The organism is Algoriphagus lutimaris (assembly GCF_017051705.1).
Classification (GTDB): Bacteria; Bacteroidota; Bacteroidia; order Cytophagales; family Cyclobacteriaceae; genus Algoriphagus; species Algoriphagus lutimaris.
This window is the reverse complement of sequence record NZ_JAFIDJ010000001.1, coordinates 1910992-1927526: the sequence shown is the minus strand read 5'-3', so window position 1 is coordinate 1927526 and position 16535 is coordinate 1910992. Positions and strand designations below refer to the sequence as shown.

Below are 16535 nucleotides of genomic sequence, written 5' to 3'. Positions count from 1 at the left end.
GTATTCTAAAGTAAATGTCCCATCTTTTGAAAATTCATATTTGGAATAAACATCAATTATTTTAGAACTTTTGAGCCAATATTTTCCCTCTAACTTTTTCTGAGCAAATGATTCAGGGAATTAAGAAAAAACAAGAATGATAATAATTGAAAGTTTGAAATTCATCTAAAGATTGATAGGTGTACTACTATAAATTCTCTTAAAATGAATTTTAAATTACTCAGAAATAATTGTGGTCGATTGTCCCAATGCCATTGGGAATAAAACATATCTAACTGATTCTTCTTCCATTATTTCAAGGTTTTTCTCATCACCACTTTTTACCTTTTTCCAATTTTCCGGGATATAAGTTTTAATGGTAAGAGGGATGGAGTAAACAAATGGATCTAATTCTGAATCCAAGGTAATTGTGATCTTATCATTCTCAAGTTTACTAATGACTTGTGTGTTTTGCCGAGCTTGGATATATTTTGTTACGTCACGGAATGTATCAATCCAAAGCTCGTTTTCTTTGGATTTCATAAATGAAAAATACTCCTCAAGTTGCTTTTTAGTCTTTGGCTCCCAGCCCAGATTTTCTACCCCATGAATCACTAAAACCAACCAGATATTGTCATGATTCAGGGTCGTGTCAATCCATGATTTCATGTCTTCGAACGAATGCCGGGTTAGGATTCCGCGCTGCCATTGCACGTATTCTTTTTTTGATTCTCCCGGAACAGCATCACTTCCACGGTTTATTTCTTCTAGCCAAGTTTCAGGCATCCGGTTTCTTAGTGTAGGGTAGATTTCATAAGCATATTCCATGACCCGTTCGTTTTCAGTGCCATATGGTCCCTCCGCTGAAAAAATGGATTCCTCTCCAATAAACTTCTTGAGATCGGCTTTGCTTTGCTCTAATTCATAGAGCATGTTTACTTCATCCAAAACTGCTAATCGGGGATGTGTCACCGTATGAGAGGCAATTTCATGTCCTTGGGCAGCATAAGATTTATACTGTTCCCAAGTCGTGGTATCTTCCACATTATTATGAAAAACAACTTCACCAGTATTCACCATTTTGCCATTACGGAGTTTTTCATAGCCTTCATCCAGCAGTTCATAGGCGTCCTCTACTCTCCCGGACTCAAACAATGATCCTACTCTGGCATGATAATCTTCTGCCTCTGTGGTGCCTGTGAATGCGATGAGTGAGGCCCGCTCAAAGAAATTGCTAGAGTCTGTTTTGAATTCTCGCGTTTCAGAAATAATTTCCTGTGGATCCCTTCCTATAAATTTGCCTTTTCCAGAACCAGGAACTTTCCCGGTAATGATATAAAAGGTGGCAGGTAAGTTTAAACTATCCATGATCGGTTTAGCAATCGTGAATTGGTTAATAATTCCATCATCATAGGTGACAGATATTGCTCCTTTTTTATCTTCTGGCCATTTGGTGATTTCCGAGGTTCCAACAATTGGGTCAGGTTGGGAACATGAAAATGTGGAGGCTATACCTATCAAATAAATCCATTTAGAAAGGATTTTCATGGAAGGTCAGGGCTTTAATTGTTAAGTTTTATCTTCTAACAGACTTAAGATACAGGATTGTTTGAAATGAAATGGTTTTTAAGCGGAAGACTAGTTGATTTTAGTCATTAGAATCACTCCTGAGGACCAGTTCATTTTGCACAAATGAAAATCTTCACGTTCTTCCAATCGCTTCACCAATTCCTTCGCTTTTTCTGCATGTCCTTCCGGCCAATTGGCTTGTTCATCCATATCATCAATCACCTAGATTCTTGCCACCTTGAGCAGGGAAAAAACCTCATCCAAATGACTGTATTTTCCAGGCCAAGCATCTGCAAAAATCAAGTCAAAGCCAGGACCCTTGTATTCATCAATCCATTTGGCACCATCCTCTAAAACCAGATCAATTCTTACATCTTTTCCAAAAAAATCCTCTGCGATATTAACTAATTGAGGGTCATTATCCACAGAGGTTAAGGTTGAATCTGTATCCATTCCATCCACCATTCAAGAAAGAGATAACCCTATGCCAGTTCCTAGCCCCAGAAAATTCCCTTTTGGTTTACTGGCAATCAACGTTTTTAAGAGGTATCCTATGTATAAGTCAGAAGGCATGGTAAAACCAATCTCTAAAGATTTAGCTTCAATTTGAGGGTGGATTTTCGGTTTGATAAAATGAATTCAGACTCCTTGAAGGTCAAGGAGGAATGCTATGTTATTAAATTCTAAGTTGAATTTTAATACGTTGCTTTCAAAATATCTTCAATGGTATCTACGACTTCTTTTGCGTTGGATTTGGAAAAGCACAAAGGGGGTTTTGTTTTTAATACATTATCATGAGGTCCATCAGTACTAATTAGGATGTTTCTTTCCCTCATCTCATTTTTGATCCATGCTGCCAATTGGGTATCTGGATTCATGGTGCCTGGTTGAACGATTTCTACTCCTAAGAAAAGCCCAGACCCTCTAACATCTCCTATGCATTCATAACTTGGTTGTAAGGATTTAAAAAGTTCAGTATAGTAATTACCTACCATTCTTGCGTTTTCTTGAAGCTTTTCTTCTTCAATTACTTCTAAGACTGAGAGTCCAATGGCACAGGAAACAGGATTTCCACCGAAAGAACTAAAAAACTCAACTCCTTTGCTAAAAGAATCTGCTATTTCCTCTGTAGTTACGACCGCACCCATTGGATGGCCATTCCCCATGGGTTTCCCCAAAATCACCATATCAGGAATAACCTCCTGGGCTTCATATCCCCAAAAATGATCTCCCATTCTTCCAAAGCCTGTTTGAACTTCGTCACTAATACAGATACCTCCCTGTTTACGGATCGCTGGATATAGTTCTTTTAAGTAGCCTTTTGCCAAGGGAACTTGTCCCCCACAACCGACAATTGGTTCAGTGATAAATGCTCCAATTTCATCTGGAAATTCCTCCATTAAAGAAATAGCTTCCTGAGCATATTGCTTGCCAGCACTTCCATCATTGGCCTTGTATTTTCCTAGATAAGTGTCTGGAATAGGAACTTTTAAAATGTTGGGTTTTTGCCCGAATCCTTTTTTATTGGAGAATTTATAATCACTGATATCTATAGAAATTTGAGTATTTCCATGGTATCCATGTTCCATGACCATGATGTTTTTACGTTTGGTATGCGCAAATGCCAAACGCATGGCCAAATCACTGGCAGCACTTCCTGAATTGACAAAATAGACTTTGTTAAGAGAAGGGGGGAATTTGGCCAGCAATTGCTCTGCATACTGAGGAAGAAGATCGTATAGGTATCTTGTATTGGTATTCAATTTTGCCATTTGTCGCTGGCCTGCTTCCACTACTTTTGGGTGGGAGTGACCCACATGAGGGATATTATTATAGGCATCGAGGATGGTGTTTCCTGCAGCATCGTACATGTATTGAAAGGCAGCACCAATAACTGGAATAGGGTTTTTATAACTTACAGAAAGGATTGGACTGATGGATTGATGTCTTCTATGAAGAACTTCCTTTACATTTGGTTTCTCAGGAATAGGTAACCCGATGGCTTTTTTAAAATAATTGCTCGCTTCCAGTGAGCTGATACCAACCCATTTATAGAGCAGTTTCCAAGCTGACTTTTCACTCACTGAAGCATAGAGGTTGTTGGGATCAGTTTTTCTCGCGTGTGCAGATTGGCAAACGCTGATACAAAGTCTTGCTGCAATTAGATAATATAGGATCTCAATCTCCTTTTCCTGAAGAGGATTTACTTGATGATAGGCTTTCAAAAATTCTTGTGTCCATTCTAAAGGGTTTTCTTTATCATAGACAAGGTAGCAAAGTGCTATGGCTACTTCGTTGATCAAGGGTGAATAGCTTAAATCTCCAAAATCAATGATTCCCGAAACAGTTTCGTTTTCCGTTAAAACATTCCATTCATTGGCATCTCCATGGATGATTTGTTTTCTTATTTCTGGAATAACCGGTGTAACCTGTTCTTCAAACTGAAGGAAAAAGTGTCTAACCAAATTTCGATCTGAGGGATTAGGGATATCTGTAATTAGTTTTTTGTTAAGCGCAAGGTGTTGGATATCCCAATCCAATTCCCTTGACTTTAAAACATAATTTGAGAAGCTTTCGAGGTTACGATCTAACTCGCCCATAAAGGTCCCCATGCTTGCAAAAAGGCTAGGAGAGGCAGGAGTATCTCCCAAAAATGAACCATCCAAAAAGGACAGTAATCTTCCTATGGTTTTTTCGCCACCTAACTTAAATACTTGAAGAAATTCTCCATTTGCAAATGAAATGGGTCTAGGATATTTGTCTTTGGATAGTGTCTGAAGGTGGATTAGTACCTGAGTCTCTGCTTCAAGGGTATCGAACAGCTCCTGATCAAATTGATAGGTTTTAAGAATAAAAGAGTTATGAGGATCTGATACCAGGTAGTTGATATTAAAATAGCCATTTAGCTTTTCGATTTTTGGGTTTTCAAAACCAAATTCATGTTGAAGGAGGGATTTTAACTCTTCCATGGATTTAATCTAAGGGATGTTTAATTGACTTGATTCCAGCCTTGACCTTTCAGTTCCAACAGGCTATTAAAACTAGGAAGAATCCTTTAAAGCACAGATAAAAAACCAGATTACAAACAAAAAAAGAGACACTGGTTAGTGTCTCTTCCTTCACGGATTATGTGTGTTGATTCAGTAGGTATAATATACCATGACAGTTTTCTGTAGGGATTGGGAATCCGGAGCCAGTAATGCTTCATTTCCAGCATCGGCACTTGCTCTCATCGCCTGCATCTTATAAACTGGTTTTGGAGAACTGGTAATGGATACTCGATGAACCCTGATGTTTTTGATTCCCAAAGTTTCAGCGACCAATCTGGCTTTGCTTTCAGCGTTCTTTAAGGATTCTGTCAAAAGTTCATTTTCCAATGATTTCTGAGTTGCTTCAGATACTTGGAAATTTAGATTGAAACTCATGTCTCCAGAGTCTTGAATAGCTTCTACAATCTTTTGAAGATCGGTATTTTTGCTGCTGGTAGTAATCATTAGGTTTTGTGATGCAACATATCCACTATCTCTTGCATAACCGCTTCTATAGATGCGATTAATAGTTACAGAGAAGTTGTCTGCTACCAATTTATAATCTTTGATCTTGGCCTTTTCTAAGGCTTTTGCCAAGTTTTTTGTTTTGGTATTCAATATCTCGGTTGCATCTGTCACCTTCATGGACTTTTCCTCCAAATGGATAGAAAACACCGCTTCATCAGGAGCTAATTTTCGTTCAGAAAAACCCTCTACCTCGATAAGAGGGATGTTCATGTTTTCTTGGGCTAAAACCGGAATTGTTAAAAGTAAACCGAATAATAGGGCAAATAAATTTTTCATGGTTTAGTATGTTGATTTAGGTGTACTAGTTCAAATGATAGGCCAGAAAGGTAGATCATAAGAGGTTTGCCTAAGAATTAGCTTTCGTTTTAGGAAATTTAAGACAATAGAAATCTATTTATTTCCATTCCAAAACTTCAATATTATTCAATTCGGGTCCACCTCCTCTGTTGGCAGAACCTGCGGCTACATATATCTTTCCTTTATAGTAAACCACACCAGTGCCATGTCTTCCTTGATTAAGTTCTGGTAAGCTAGTCCAAGTTCCATTTCTGGTATCCAGCATTTCCACTTCCGAATGAGCAGCTTCCTGTGTAATACTCTCTCCATTCATCACGACGAGATAGGGGCCATTCGCTACATTGGATGTGCCAGCTCGTTCTGTTGGAAGAGTGGAATCGATTGTATGCCAAGTGTTTGTATTGAAATCAAAATAGTCTACCTCAGGTACAGTAAGGTCCAGCACTTTTCCAATGACTGCAGAAGATCTCCTACCACCCACCAAATAAGCTCTGTCACCAACTAAAGTAGCACTAAAATGATCTCTGGCTCTTGGAGCATCGGGTAGAATGGTCCATTTTCCTGTTTTAGGATCATATTCATCAAACCAGGTGACATGGCCGTCCCAATGTCCATCGATGATCCCGCTTGCCAAATAGATTTTTCCATCTCTCGTAAATACGCCCACAGAACCTCTTAATCTCTCTTTTGGGATAGCAGGGCCTTCCCGCCATTCATTTTTTTTAGGGTTGAAAATTAAAAAATTTGGGATGGGCGTTTCATGAGGGTAACCTCCTGTGAAGGCACCAATTACATAAATTTCATGGTCGAAGGCAATGGCTTGAAAATGGTGGAAGTTCATAGGTACATCCGCCAATTGTTTCCAGGTTTTCGTTTTGGGGTCAAATTCCTCTACAGGTCGGTCTGTTCTACCTCCAAGCGCATAGAATTTTCCATCACATTCCACGAAAGAATTCTCGTGTCTTGGGGAAGCCTCATTGGTAGTTTCCAGAATTTTCCAGGTATCTTCTTGGGCAAACGATACTGAACAAATTAAGCAGAGGGTAAATAGAAATAGCTGTTTCATAGGTCTTTTGAGTTTAGATCATTGAATTTACTGATTTATCAATACAGTATAGAAATAAAAAAACCACGAATAATTCGTGGTTTTCAAGGTGGTTCTTTTTGATCTTATTTTTCTAGGTCTAGAATATCTCTGATTTTATTGATTTCATCCATCTCATTAAATAGTCCCTCCTTGTCTTTCTGTGCTATTTTTTCACGGAATGAGGAAAGATTTGCGATGTAGCTATCCAAAGCACTCAAAATGTTCTCTTGATTTTCAGTGAAAATAGGAGCCCACATGGCGGGGCTTGATTTTGCCAAACGAACAGTCGAAGCAAACCCAGATCCTGCCATATCAAAGATATTTTTCTCATCAGCCATTTTTTGAAGGACAGTTTCTCCAAGCATGAAGGACGAGATATGAGAAAGGTGGGAAACGAACGCCAGATGGCGGTCATGCTCCTCAGGATCCATGAAACGAAGCTTTAGATTTAATACCTCAAATAATTCATAAGCCTTTTCTTTCAGGTGTAAATCTGTCTTTTCCAGTTCACAAATGATCATTACTTTCCTGTCCAATAAATCTTCAAAAGCCGCTTTTGGACCAGAATATTCTGTTCCTGCAATTGGATGTGCCGCAAGATATTGTGCTCTTTTAGGATGCTCAGCCACCAAGCTAGTTAGTTTGGATTTAGTAGATCCTACATCAAAGATCAAGGTGTTTGGTCCCACTTGGTCCAAAGTGGCTAGCAATAAATCCCCTAGGGTATCAGCAGGGGTCGCAAGTATTACTAAATCTGTATCGGCATCTGGAATTTCCTTTACTTCAGAAATAATTTCAAGAGTTAAGGCATTCTTTTGATGTTGAGGGTTTGCATCATATCCAGTAATCGTCAAATCAGCTATTTTCTTTTTTGCTCCCAATGCAAAAGAACCTCCTAGAAGTCCCAGTCCAATGATGTGTATTTTTTTCATCTGTTTATTAATAGTTTATAGGTCATTCCGATGACTATCGGAAGGAATCTCGCAAGTAATAAAGCTATCTCTCAGTTTGAAGATTAAGGACTTACTCGATTTCATGATTTATGGTTAAATGCGTTTGATGGCTTCCAAGATTTTAAATTCAGGCATGCAAAGTGAGAATCGGATGTGATTTTCCCCTTCTGTTCCAAAGATTTTACCTGGCGTAACGAAGATGTATTTTTCATATAGCAGAGAATCCACGATTTCTTCAGCTGTTTTTCCCTCGGGAACTTTACACCAAACAAATAAACCTGCCGCCTCTTGGGAATAAGTCAGGTTCAGTTTATCCGCAAGTTTCCATACAAGCTTTCTCCTGTTTTGGTACAGTTCGTCCAAGTCGTCAAACCAAGACCTTCCTAAACCTAAGGCAGCAATAGCTCCTTTTTGAAGGCCTAGAAACATCCCGGAGTCCATATTGCTTTTCACTTTCAAAATCTTTTGAAGCCAATCGGCTCTGCCAGCAAGCATTCCAACTCGCCATCCAGGCATATTGAATGTTTTACTCAAAGAGTTTAATTCCAAAGCCACTTCTTGGGCTCCATTGATGCTTAAGATGCTTCTGGGTTTTTCAGTCAGGATATGACTATAAGGATTATCATGAAGTAACACGATTTGATGCCTTTTGGCAAAGGTTACCAGTTCTTCAAGAATTTCAGTGGATCCTTGGGCTCCCGTAGGCATATGAGGATAGTTGACCCACATCAATTTTACCTTACTAAGGTCTCTGCGCTCTAGGGATTCAAAATCTGGCCTTCCATGTTGATTCAGATCCAAAGAATAAAATACTGGCTTTGCCTCCAATAAATTGGTCACGGAAGTATAGGTGGGATACCCTGGGTTTGGAATTAAAACCTCATCCCCTGGATTTAAGAAAGTCATACTGATATGCATGATTCCTTCTTTTGAACCCATCAAAGGAAGGATTTCCTTGTCTGGTTGAAGGTTGACGCCATATTCTCTGGCATAAAAATCAGCAAAGGCAATTCTTAATTCAGGGATCCCTTGATAGCTTTGGTATCCATGGGCTTGAGGGTTGTCTGCTGTATTTTTTAATGCCTCAATTACTTTTTTATCGGGGGCAAGATCTGGACTGCCTATGCCTAAGTTGATGATTGGTTTCCCATCGGCAATCATCTGATTCACTTCCCTTAATTTAGCAGAAAAATAGTATTCCTCTACAGTTTCGATTTTCTCGGAAAATCCTTTCATTATTTTCTGCTTATGTATTCACCAAATATTTTAACCTCTCCAAAATTTTTCTGAATATTCTCCATTGTGGATTTGAATACCTCATGGTTTTCAAATACCGTGTCGATAAAGAAGGAATATTCCCAAGGTTTATGGATCACCGGAACGGACTGAATTTTACTTAAATCCAAGTCGTTTTCACTCATCAGTGTAAGTAGCTTTGCCAATACCCCTTTTTCATTTTTTAGGGTCACCTTAATGGAAGCCTTGTTTGGAATATAATCCAGACTTTCTTTTTGTTTTTGCAAAATGAAAAACCTCGTGAAATTGGATTTAACTGTTTGGATGTCTTTAGCCAGGATTTCGAGGCTGTAAATATCTGCAGCAATGGTGGAGGCAATGGCTCCAATTCCTTTCCAATTTTCTGAAGAAATCTGCTTTGCAACTGCGGCAGTATCAATATCCTCTTTCAGTTCAATGTCTGGATGTTCGGCAAAAAATGCCTTGCATTGCAGCAATGCCATTGGATGGGAACGTACCTCTTTAATATCTCTCAATGTTTGACCAGGCAGCGCCATAAGCTGATGAGCAATCGGTAAGTAAAATTCATCCCTAATCGTTAATTCGTATCGATCCAGCAATTCATAGTTAGGGAAAATTGCCCCTGCAATAGAATTCTCAATAGCCATGACTGCAAAGTCAGCCTCCCCATTGGCCACCGATTTTGCAACAGGCTCAAATGTGTTAAATGAAAGGATTTTCGTTTCTTCACCGAATTTGGTTAAGGCCACCTGATGGTGAAAAGAGCCTGGGACCCCTTGAATGGCGATATTTAAGATTTTCATGGCTTAGGATTTTGTTTCCATTTCTATTCCTAAAATCTCACAATGCTTCCAAAAGCTTGGATAAGACTTATTTACCACTGCAGGGTCTTCAATCAAAACTCTGGTTTTGGTCAATAATGGCATAAATGCCATTCCCATTCTATGATCATCGTAGGTCTGAATTTCAACTTCGGAAGGCATGGTAACAGATGGGATCACCTGGTAAACTTCAGGTTCAATTTCTTTTAGATCTGCATTGAATTTAGCCAATTCCTGTTGTAGGGCGTAGATTCTATCTGTTTCCTTGATTTTCAAGCTTTCCAATCCTGTAAAGATCGCGTTTTGACCAAGAATCGCGCATGTCACTGCTACTGTCTGAGCGAGATCAGGGCAGTGAGTAAAATCCCACTTTTCTAAGCCTTTCACAGGTTGCTTTTGTAATAAAATGCCTCCCTCTTTGAAAGTGCTTTTGACTCCAAGATGATCCATGATTTCTACGATTTTGGAATCTCCTTGAAGACTATTTTCTTTTAATCCCTCCAAGAATAAAGCCCCTGAAACTGCACAGGCAAGTAAACTGAACCAATAGCTGGCTCCAGACCAATCACTCTCCACGGCAAATGAAGTCGCTTGATAAGCCTGATGTTCAACAGATATTTTATTGTTTTTCCATTGGTAGTCAATGCCAAATTGAGCCATTAATTCCAAGGTCATTTCTATGTAAGTTCTGGATCCTACTTTGCCTTCCAGTTCAATCACCAACCCTTGAGGTAGAATCGGGGCGATCATTAACATCGCCGAAATATATTGAGAGGATACATCTCCCCTGATTTTCACCTTGTTGGCAGTTTGGGCAGAAAGTCCATGAATTGCCAAAGGTGGATAACCTTCTACTCCTAAATAGTGAATTTCAGCACCAATACTTCTTAATGCATCTACCAAGATCCCAATCGGTCTTTCGCACATTCTGGGAGTGCCCGTCATGACTTTGTTTTGGTTCGTCACGGTAGCATAGGCTGTTAAAAAGCGCATGGTGGTACCCGCATCCAACACATCATAAACCGGAGGGTTTTTGCTAAGTAGGCGGATCATTGTCTGCGTGTCTCTGGCCTCCGCTAGGTTAGTGATTTTGTTAGTTCCTTCTGTCAAAGCGTCAATGACTAATACCCGATTGGATTCACTTTTGGAAGAAGGAAGTGGAATCGTCGCAGAAGAAAATTCACTTTTTTGGTTTAACTGCAAAACAGTTTTTATATCGGTACTCACGGAAATAGGATTTAAGAGAGTTCTAAGTTTTTATAGTAAAGGATTGCTTCTTCGATTTCATCCCTGGTTATCGGGATGTTGAAAGTGCATTTTCCTATTTTTTCCAATAAGGAGAACATCAGCACAGATCCTTCATTTTTTTTGTCTTGAAGGCAAAGGTCCAGGATAGGTGCCAAATCTGAATCCTCAAAATAGAACTTTCCATAAATGCTTTGGAAAGTGTGGTTTATTCTATCCAGCTCTTTTGGGTTCAGGTTTAATTTTTTCATAGAAAGATATCCTTCACAAATCATCCCGATTGCGATGGCTTCTCCATGTAACAAGTGCTTCTCAGTATTCAAAAAATGAGATTCAAAAGCATGACCTATGGTATGGCCATAATTCAATATTTTTCGGAGTCCAGCTTCTTTGGGGTCCTCCAAAACCACTTGTTTTTTGATACCTACAGAGTGTCGGATCAAATCTTTCCAATCTTGGTTTTTCCAGTCATTTACTTCAAGCTGCTCAAAATAGGCCTTGTCCTGAATCAGTCCATGTTTGATGATTTCTGCATAGCCTGAACGAAGTTCTTCCTCTGGCAAGGTCTCGAGAAACTCAGGGGAAATCATGACTGTTTCAGGTTCATTGAAGGTTCCTAAATGATTTTTTAGGCCTTCAAAATCTACTCCTAATTTTCCTCCTACACTGGCGTCTACCTGCGATAGGAGAGTGGTAGGAATATTAATAAAGCGAATACCCCGCTTGTATATGCTTGCGCAAAATCCACCCATGTCACCAATTACCCCGCCTCCGATATTGATAAATAGTGCCTTTCTATCCAATGCGGCTTCAGTCATTGCAGACCAAATCTCAGAACAGGTACTTAAATTTTTATTCTTTTCTCCTGCAGCTACCTTCTTGAAGATGGATTTTGTAGGGAAAATGGATTTGAGTTTTGGTAAACAATGTTGCTCAGTGTTCTGGTCTGTTAGGACGAAAAGTTGTGAAAAAGAGATGCTTTGGAGCACTTTTTCCAAATCTGAGGCAATAGAGGATGAGAAAATGACTGGGTCCACCGGAATTTAATTGGATATTTTAGCAGGTAGGCAAAAGGTTTTGGGAGAAATATTCCTCCCAAAACCTGATGATGCTTAGCCTTAATTTTTACTTCTTAACAGCTTCAGATTCACGAAGTTGTTTTTCTTGACGCTTTACGGATTCTTCATGAATAGAATAAAGTAACTCCTTCATAAACTTTTCGCTTAGCTGACGCTGTACTCCTTTTTGAGTTCTGCTTTCCATCACGTCTTTCCATCTATCTGACTGAAATACCGTCAAATGGTGCTCTCTTTTATGCGCGCCAATTTGGTCGATTACTGCAAACCTCTCCTGAAGAATATCCAAAAGCTGATCATCAAGGTGGTCAACAGCTCTTCTCAAGTCGTTTAGCTTTTCGCTAGGTTGCTCTGATACCAAAGGCTTTTTGAAGTCGATGGCGTTCAAAATTTCCTTTAGTCTCTTTGGAGTGACTTGCTGCTTGGCATCAGACCATGCATTGTCTGGATCATGGTGCGTTTCAATCATCAAACCATCCAATCCAAAGTTGATTGCACGCTGAGAGATTTCTAGAATTCCATCTCTTTTACCTACAATGTGAGAAGGGTCGTTGATTACTTCCATTCCAGTCCAAACACGCTTTAAATGTATTGGCATAGACCAGTTTGGCTTGTTACGGAATCTCTTATCGTAAGCATCAGAGAAACCTCTGTGGATAGCAGCCAGTTTAGTCAAACCTACTGCATGGAATCTTTCCAAAGCTCCCATCCATAGGTCTAAGTCAGGGTTCATTGGGTTTTTCACCATCACAGGAATATCTGATCCTTTCAACGCATCTGCAATTTCCTGTACTGCAAATGGGTTGACAGTGGTTCTTGCACCTACCCATACCACATCAACATTGTTTTTTAGCGCCATTTCAGCATGGGCTGCATTCCCAACTTCTACCGTGATAGGAATGTTGAGGTGATGACGAACAATTTCCATCCACTTCAAACCTTCTTCTCCGATACCTTCGAAGCTTCCTGGTCTTGTTCTTGGTTTCCAGATACCGGCTCTGAACATAGAAGGAATCACATTTTCCTCTTTCATTTCAAGACAAATCTTTTCGATTTGTTCAGGTGATTCGGCGCTACAAGGGCCGGCGATGATCATTGGTCCTGTCAGTCCCAGGCCCCAGTCTTTGATTTGTTTGTGCGTTTTCATACGGCTAAGCATTAAATGAAAAAACCCGACTCTTTCGAATCGGGCTCTTTGTTAGTTTATGTTCTTTTAGTTTTTGGCTAGACAATAGGCGGCACCGATTCGATTTTGGCTTCGAAAGTAAAAGTAAAAGAAGGTAAAATAGATCGCTGCTGTCATTAACATGGCCCAAATGTAAGGCAGTAGGTTTTAAAATCAAAATTAATTTTTAAAGCTATTTCTATTAAGTCAATATTATATGGAAGAAACTTCTTGAAAATCCTATTTTTCCACTTTCTAATAGTGTGGAGCAGGAGATTATTCTGATTTCAATTGATTATTGTTTTTAAAATTCTTTGATATTTTTTTGGTAAAAATGATCTCATCCTGAAATACTGTTTTGATTACGATCAAATTTGCTTGGATTTCAAGAATCAAAATTAAATTCTGAACCACTCTTGTTTTCCTTTGTTTTAAAGTAGTGTTATTGAGCAAAAAAACCGAGTAAAAGTAGTTTTTTTAATATCTTTGCACCTTTATTTAGAAATATGCCTACAAAACCGACTATTTCTTTCGAAAATCTGGAAATAGCCTTTGCTTCAAAAACGGATGCAGAGCTAAAAAGAACGCACTTGGTGTTTTCTTTATTGAATAATAAAACGCTTTCCGATATTGGTATTGCCTTGACCCATTTTGCTTTGAAATTGAAGTTACCAATCAAATGGATCATGAAACAAACCATGTTTGGACATTTCTGTGGTGGAGAGACCATTCAGGAAAGCATCAAGGCCTGTGAGTCCTTGGCAAACTATGGTATTGAGGCCATTTTGGATTATTCAGTGGAAGGAAAAGGGGATGAGGAAAGCTTCGAAAAGACGACAGAAGAAATTCGACAAACCATGATTGCTTCTGCCAAAACAGATTATATGCCTTTTGGGGTGATTAAAGTTACCGGTTTGGGTGATTACCATCCTATGATCAAAATCCAGGCAGGCGAACCTCTGACAGTTGAAGAGCAAGAGGCATATGACAGGACCAAAGCAAGAGTGGATATGCTTTGTAAAACGGCACATGATCTAGGGTTGAAGATATTGATTGATGCGGAAGAGTCTTGGTTTCAGGATACAGTAGATGAGCTGACCTATGATGCCATGGAAAAGTATAACAAGGAGCGATGTGTAGTATACAACACCTATCAGATGTACCGCCATGACATGCTCGGAAGGTTGAAAAAGGCCAAAGAAACTGCAGAACAAAAAGGGTATTTATTAGGCGCAAAATTGGTGAGAGGGGCTTACATGGAGAAAGAAGGAGAAAGGGCGGAACGCCTGAAGTATCCAAGTCCTATTCAGCCCAATAAGCAAGCAACTGATCATGATTACAATGCAGCTGTAGAGTTTTGTATATCACATCATGAGCGGGTATTCCTGATGTGCGGGTCGCATAATGAGAATAGTAATCTCCTTGCTACAGCTTTGATGGATAAATACAATATTGATCCGAAATCTGATCAGGTATTCTTTGCGCAGCTTTATGGAATGAGTGATAATATTTCCTTCAACCTGGCCAATGCCGGTTACCGAGTAGTGAAATATGTGCCTTATGGTCCTGTAGAAAAGGTAATGCCTTATTTAACTAGACGTGCAGCAGAAAACTCTAGTATTGCAGGACAAAGTAGCCGTGAATTTGAATTGATCAAACGGGAATTGAAGCGAAGAAAAGCAGTGGCTTAACAGGCTATAGGAATTGAAATTAATAGTGAATCATAAAAGAGGATAGATAAAAAATGCAACTTTTGAGCGAACAGGAAATAGAGAGAAGAAAAGACCGGGAAGAATTGATGAAATTGGGGATCAATCCTTACCCAGCGGAAGCTTTTCCAATCAATGTGACCGCAGCCGACATCCATCGAAATTATGAAAATCGTAAAAACGATTACAAAAGCATTTCGATTGCAGGTCGTCTGATGAGTAGAAGAATCATGGGGTCTGCATCTTTTGGTGAAATTCAGGATTCCACCGGAAGACTTCAGATTTATGTACGTCGTGATGACATCTGCCCAGGTGATGATAAGACTCTTTATAATTCAGTATTCAAAAAGTTGTTGGGTATTGGAGACTTCATTGGAGTGAAGGGATATATTTTTACCACCCAAACCGGAGAAATTTCTCTTCATGTGACTGAGCTGAAAGTCCTTTCTAAATCAGTAAAGCCACTTCCTGTAGTAAAAAGAGATGAGGATGGAAATGTCCATGATGGATTTACCGATCCGGAATTAAGATATAGGCAACGATATGTGGATTTGACGGTGAATCCAGAGGTGAAAAAAACCTTCATCACACGTTCCAAAATCATCACACAGATGCGTCGTTATTTTGACGATCATGGTTGGTTAGAAGTGGAGACACCTATTTTACAGGCTGTCCATGGAGGTGCTGCAGCCAGGCCATTTCAAACGCATCACAATACCTTGGATATGCCATTGTATTTGCGGATTGCAAATGAGTTGTATCTAAAGAGATTAATTGTAGGTGGATTCGATGGAGTATATGAGTTTGGTAAGATGTTCCGAAATGAAGGAATGGACCGTACGCATAATCCAGAATTTACCTCCATGGAGATTTATGTAGCCTATAAAGATTACATCTGGATGATGGAAATGGTAGAGGAGTTGATCGAGCAGGTGACTGAGTCCATTCATGGAAAGACCAAAATCAAGGTAGGGGAGAATGAAATTGATTTTGCCGGACCTTATAGAAGGCTGTCCATGTATGATTCCATCAAGGAATATGCTGGAATCGACGTCAGCCAAATGGATGAGCAAGGTTTAAGAAAGGTTTGTTCGGAAATGGGAATTGCAGTCGATGACACCATGGGTAAGGGTAAATTGGTGGATGAAATCTTTGGAGAGAAAGTGGAAGCCAACTTGATCCAGCCTACTTATATCACGGATTACCCAATCGAAATGACGCCATTGGCGAAGAAGCATAGAACGGAACCAGGATTGGTGGAGCGTTTTGAGTTATTTGTAAATGGTAAGGAAATAGCAAACGCCTATACTGAATTGAACGATCCAATCGATCAAAGAGAAAGATTCGAGGATCAGTTGAAATTGGCAGAAAGAGGAGACGATGAAGCGATGGCGATGGATTTGGATTTCCTTCGTGCACTGGAATACGGGATGCCTCCTACCTCAGGTTTAGGAATCGGAATCGATCGATTGACCATGCTTTTGACCAACAATACCACCATCCAGGAAGTATTGTTCTTCCCTCAGATGAGACCTGAAAAGAAAGCGGTAGAGTTGACAGAGGAAGAAAAGCTGGTTTTGGATTTGCTGAAAAAAGAACATCCGATTGACTTGGGTAAGCTAAAAGAGCAAACAGGCCTGAGTAATAAAAAATGGGATGTAGCGATGAAAGGATTAAGCAAAAAAGAAGTGGCAAGGGTGCAAAAGGATGGAGACCTTTTGACAGTACAGTTACTTTGATCAAATGATAAAAAGTAAAACCGGGCTGTGAGGCCCGGTTTTTTTGTTCATTATTACTTCGCTTTATAAATGGGAAACCTT

14 protein-coding genes are annotated in these 16535 nt (G+C 39.5%); 2 read left to right on the top strand and 12 right to left on the bottom strand.

Annotated features, from left to right (window positions below; translation table 11 throughout):
* Positions 1 to 216: 216 nt before the first annotated feature.
* The 12 genes from JYB62_RS07915 to JYB62_RS07865 form a co-directional block, all read right to left on the bottom strand.
* Positions 217 to 1527 carry a polysaccharide deacetylase family protein gene (locus JYB62_RS07915; RefSeq protein WP_205644858.1) on the bottom strand — a complete coding sequence of 437 codons (1311 nt, stop codon included), beginning with the start codon at positions 1525 to 1527 and terminating at the stop codon, positions 217 to 219.
* Between the two features lie 90 nt (positions 1528 to 1617).
* The gene (locus JYB62_RS19850) at positions 1618 to 1758 is read right to left on the bottom strand and encodes a hypothetical protein (RefSeq protein ID WP_243431462.1); all 141 of its coding nucleotides are present in this window, start codon (positions 1756 to 1758) and stop codon (positions 1618 to 1620) included.
* 12 nt (positions 1759 to 1770) lie between these two features.
* Positions 1771 to 2001, bottom strand: a complete 231-nt coding sequence (locus JYB62_RS19845) for an O-methyltransferase (RefSeq protein WP_243431461.1) — start codon at positions 1999 to 2001, stop codon at positions 1771 to 1773.
* Between the two features lie 242 nt (positions 2002 to 2243).
* Positions 2244 to 4517 carry an aminotransferase class III-fold pyridoxal phosphate-dependent enzyme gene (locus JYB62_RS07905; protein ID WP_205644857.1) on the bottom strand — a complete coding sequence of 758 codons (2274 nt, stop codon included), beginning with the start codon at positions 4515 to 4517 and terminating at the stop codon, positions 2244 to 2246.
* Positions 4518 to 4688: 171 nt separating this feature from the next.
* Positions 4689 to 5381 (bottom strand): SIMPL domain-containing protein, encoded by a 693-nt coding sequence (locus JYB62_RS07900; protein WP_205644856.1) that lies wholly within the window; start codon positions 5379 to 5381, stop codon positions 4689 to 4691.
* A 118-nt stretch (positions 5382 to 5499) separates the two neighbouring features.
* Positions 5500 to 6468, bottom strand: a complete 969-nt coding sequence (locus JYB62_RS07895; RefSeq protein ID WP_205644855.1) for a Kelch repeat-containing protein — start codon at positions 6466 to 6468, stop codon at positions 5500 to 5502.
* A 104-nt stretch (positions 6469 to 6572) separates the two neighbouring features.
* Entirely contained in the window at positions 6573 to 7421 is an 849-nt protein-coding gene (locus JYB62_RS07890) for a prephenate dehydrogenase (RefSeq protein WP_205644854.1), read from the bottom strand.
* Positions 7422 to 7535: 114 nt separating this feature from the next.
* On the bottom strand, positions 7536 to 8678 hold the full coding sequence (locus JYB62_RS07885; RefSeq protein ID WP_205644853.1) for a pyridoxal phosphate-dependent aminotransferase: 1143 nt from the start codon (positions 8676 to 8678) through the stop codon (positions 7536 to 7538).
* Positions 8678 to 9502 (bottom strand): prephenate dehydratase, encoded by an 825-nt coding sequence (locus tag JYB62_RS07880; RefSeq protein WP_205644852.1) that lies wholly within the window; start codon positions 9500 to 9502, stop codon positions 8678 to 8680. The genes JYB62_RS07885 and JYB62_RS07880 overlap by 1 nt, the downstream gene beginning before the upstream one ends.
* A 3-nt stretch (positions 9503 to 9505) precedes the next feature.
* Positions 9506 to 10747, bottom strand: a complete 1242-nt coding sequence (locus JYB62_RS07875; RefSeq protein ID WP_205644851.1) for a 3-phosphoshikimate 1-carboxyvinyltransferase — start codon at positions 10745 to 10747, stop codon at positions 9506 to 9508.
* An 11-nt stretch (positions 10748 to 10758) separates the two neighbouring features.
* On the bottom strand, positions 10759 to 11802 hold the full coding sequence (aroB, locus tag JYB62_RS07870; protein WP_205644850.1) for a 3-dehydroquinate synthase: 1044 nt from the start codon (positions 11800 to 11802) through the stop codon (positions 10759 to 10761).
* A gap of 88 nt (positions 11803 to 11890) precedes the next feature.
* Positions 11891 to 12988: a chorismate mutase gene (locus tag JYB62_RS07865; RefSeq protein WP_205644849.1), complete on the bottom strand. Its 1098-nt coding sequence runs from the start codon at positions 12986 to 12988 to the stop codon at positions 11891 to 11893.
* Between the two features lie 524 nt (positions 12989 to 13512).
* Between JYB62_RS07865 and JYB62_RS07860 the strand changes: the two genes are divergently transcribed.
* The gene (locus JYB62_RS07860; protein ID WP_205644848.1) at positions 13513 to 14697 is read left to right on the top strand and encodes a proline dehydrogenase family protein; all 1185 of its coding nucleotides are present in this window, start codon (positions 13513 to 13515) and stop codon (positions 14695 to 14697) included.
* 53 nt (positions 14698 to 14750) lie between these two features.
* On the top strand, positions 14751 to 16454 hold the full coding sequence (gene lysS, locus JYB62_RS07855) for a lysine--tRNA ligase (RefSeq protein ID WP_205644847.1): 1704 nt from the start codon (positions 14751 to 14753) through the stop codon (positions 16452 to 16454).
* Positions 16455 to 16535: the final 81 nt, after the last annotated feature.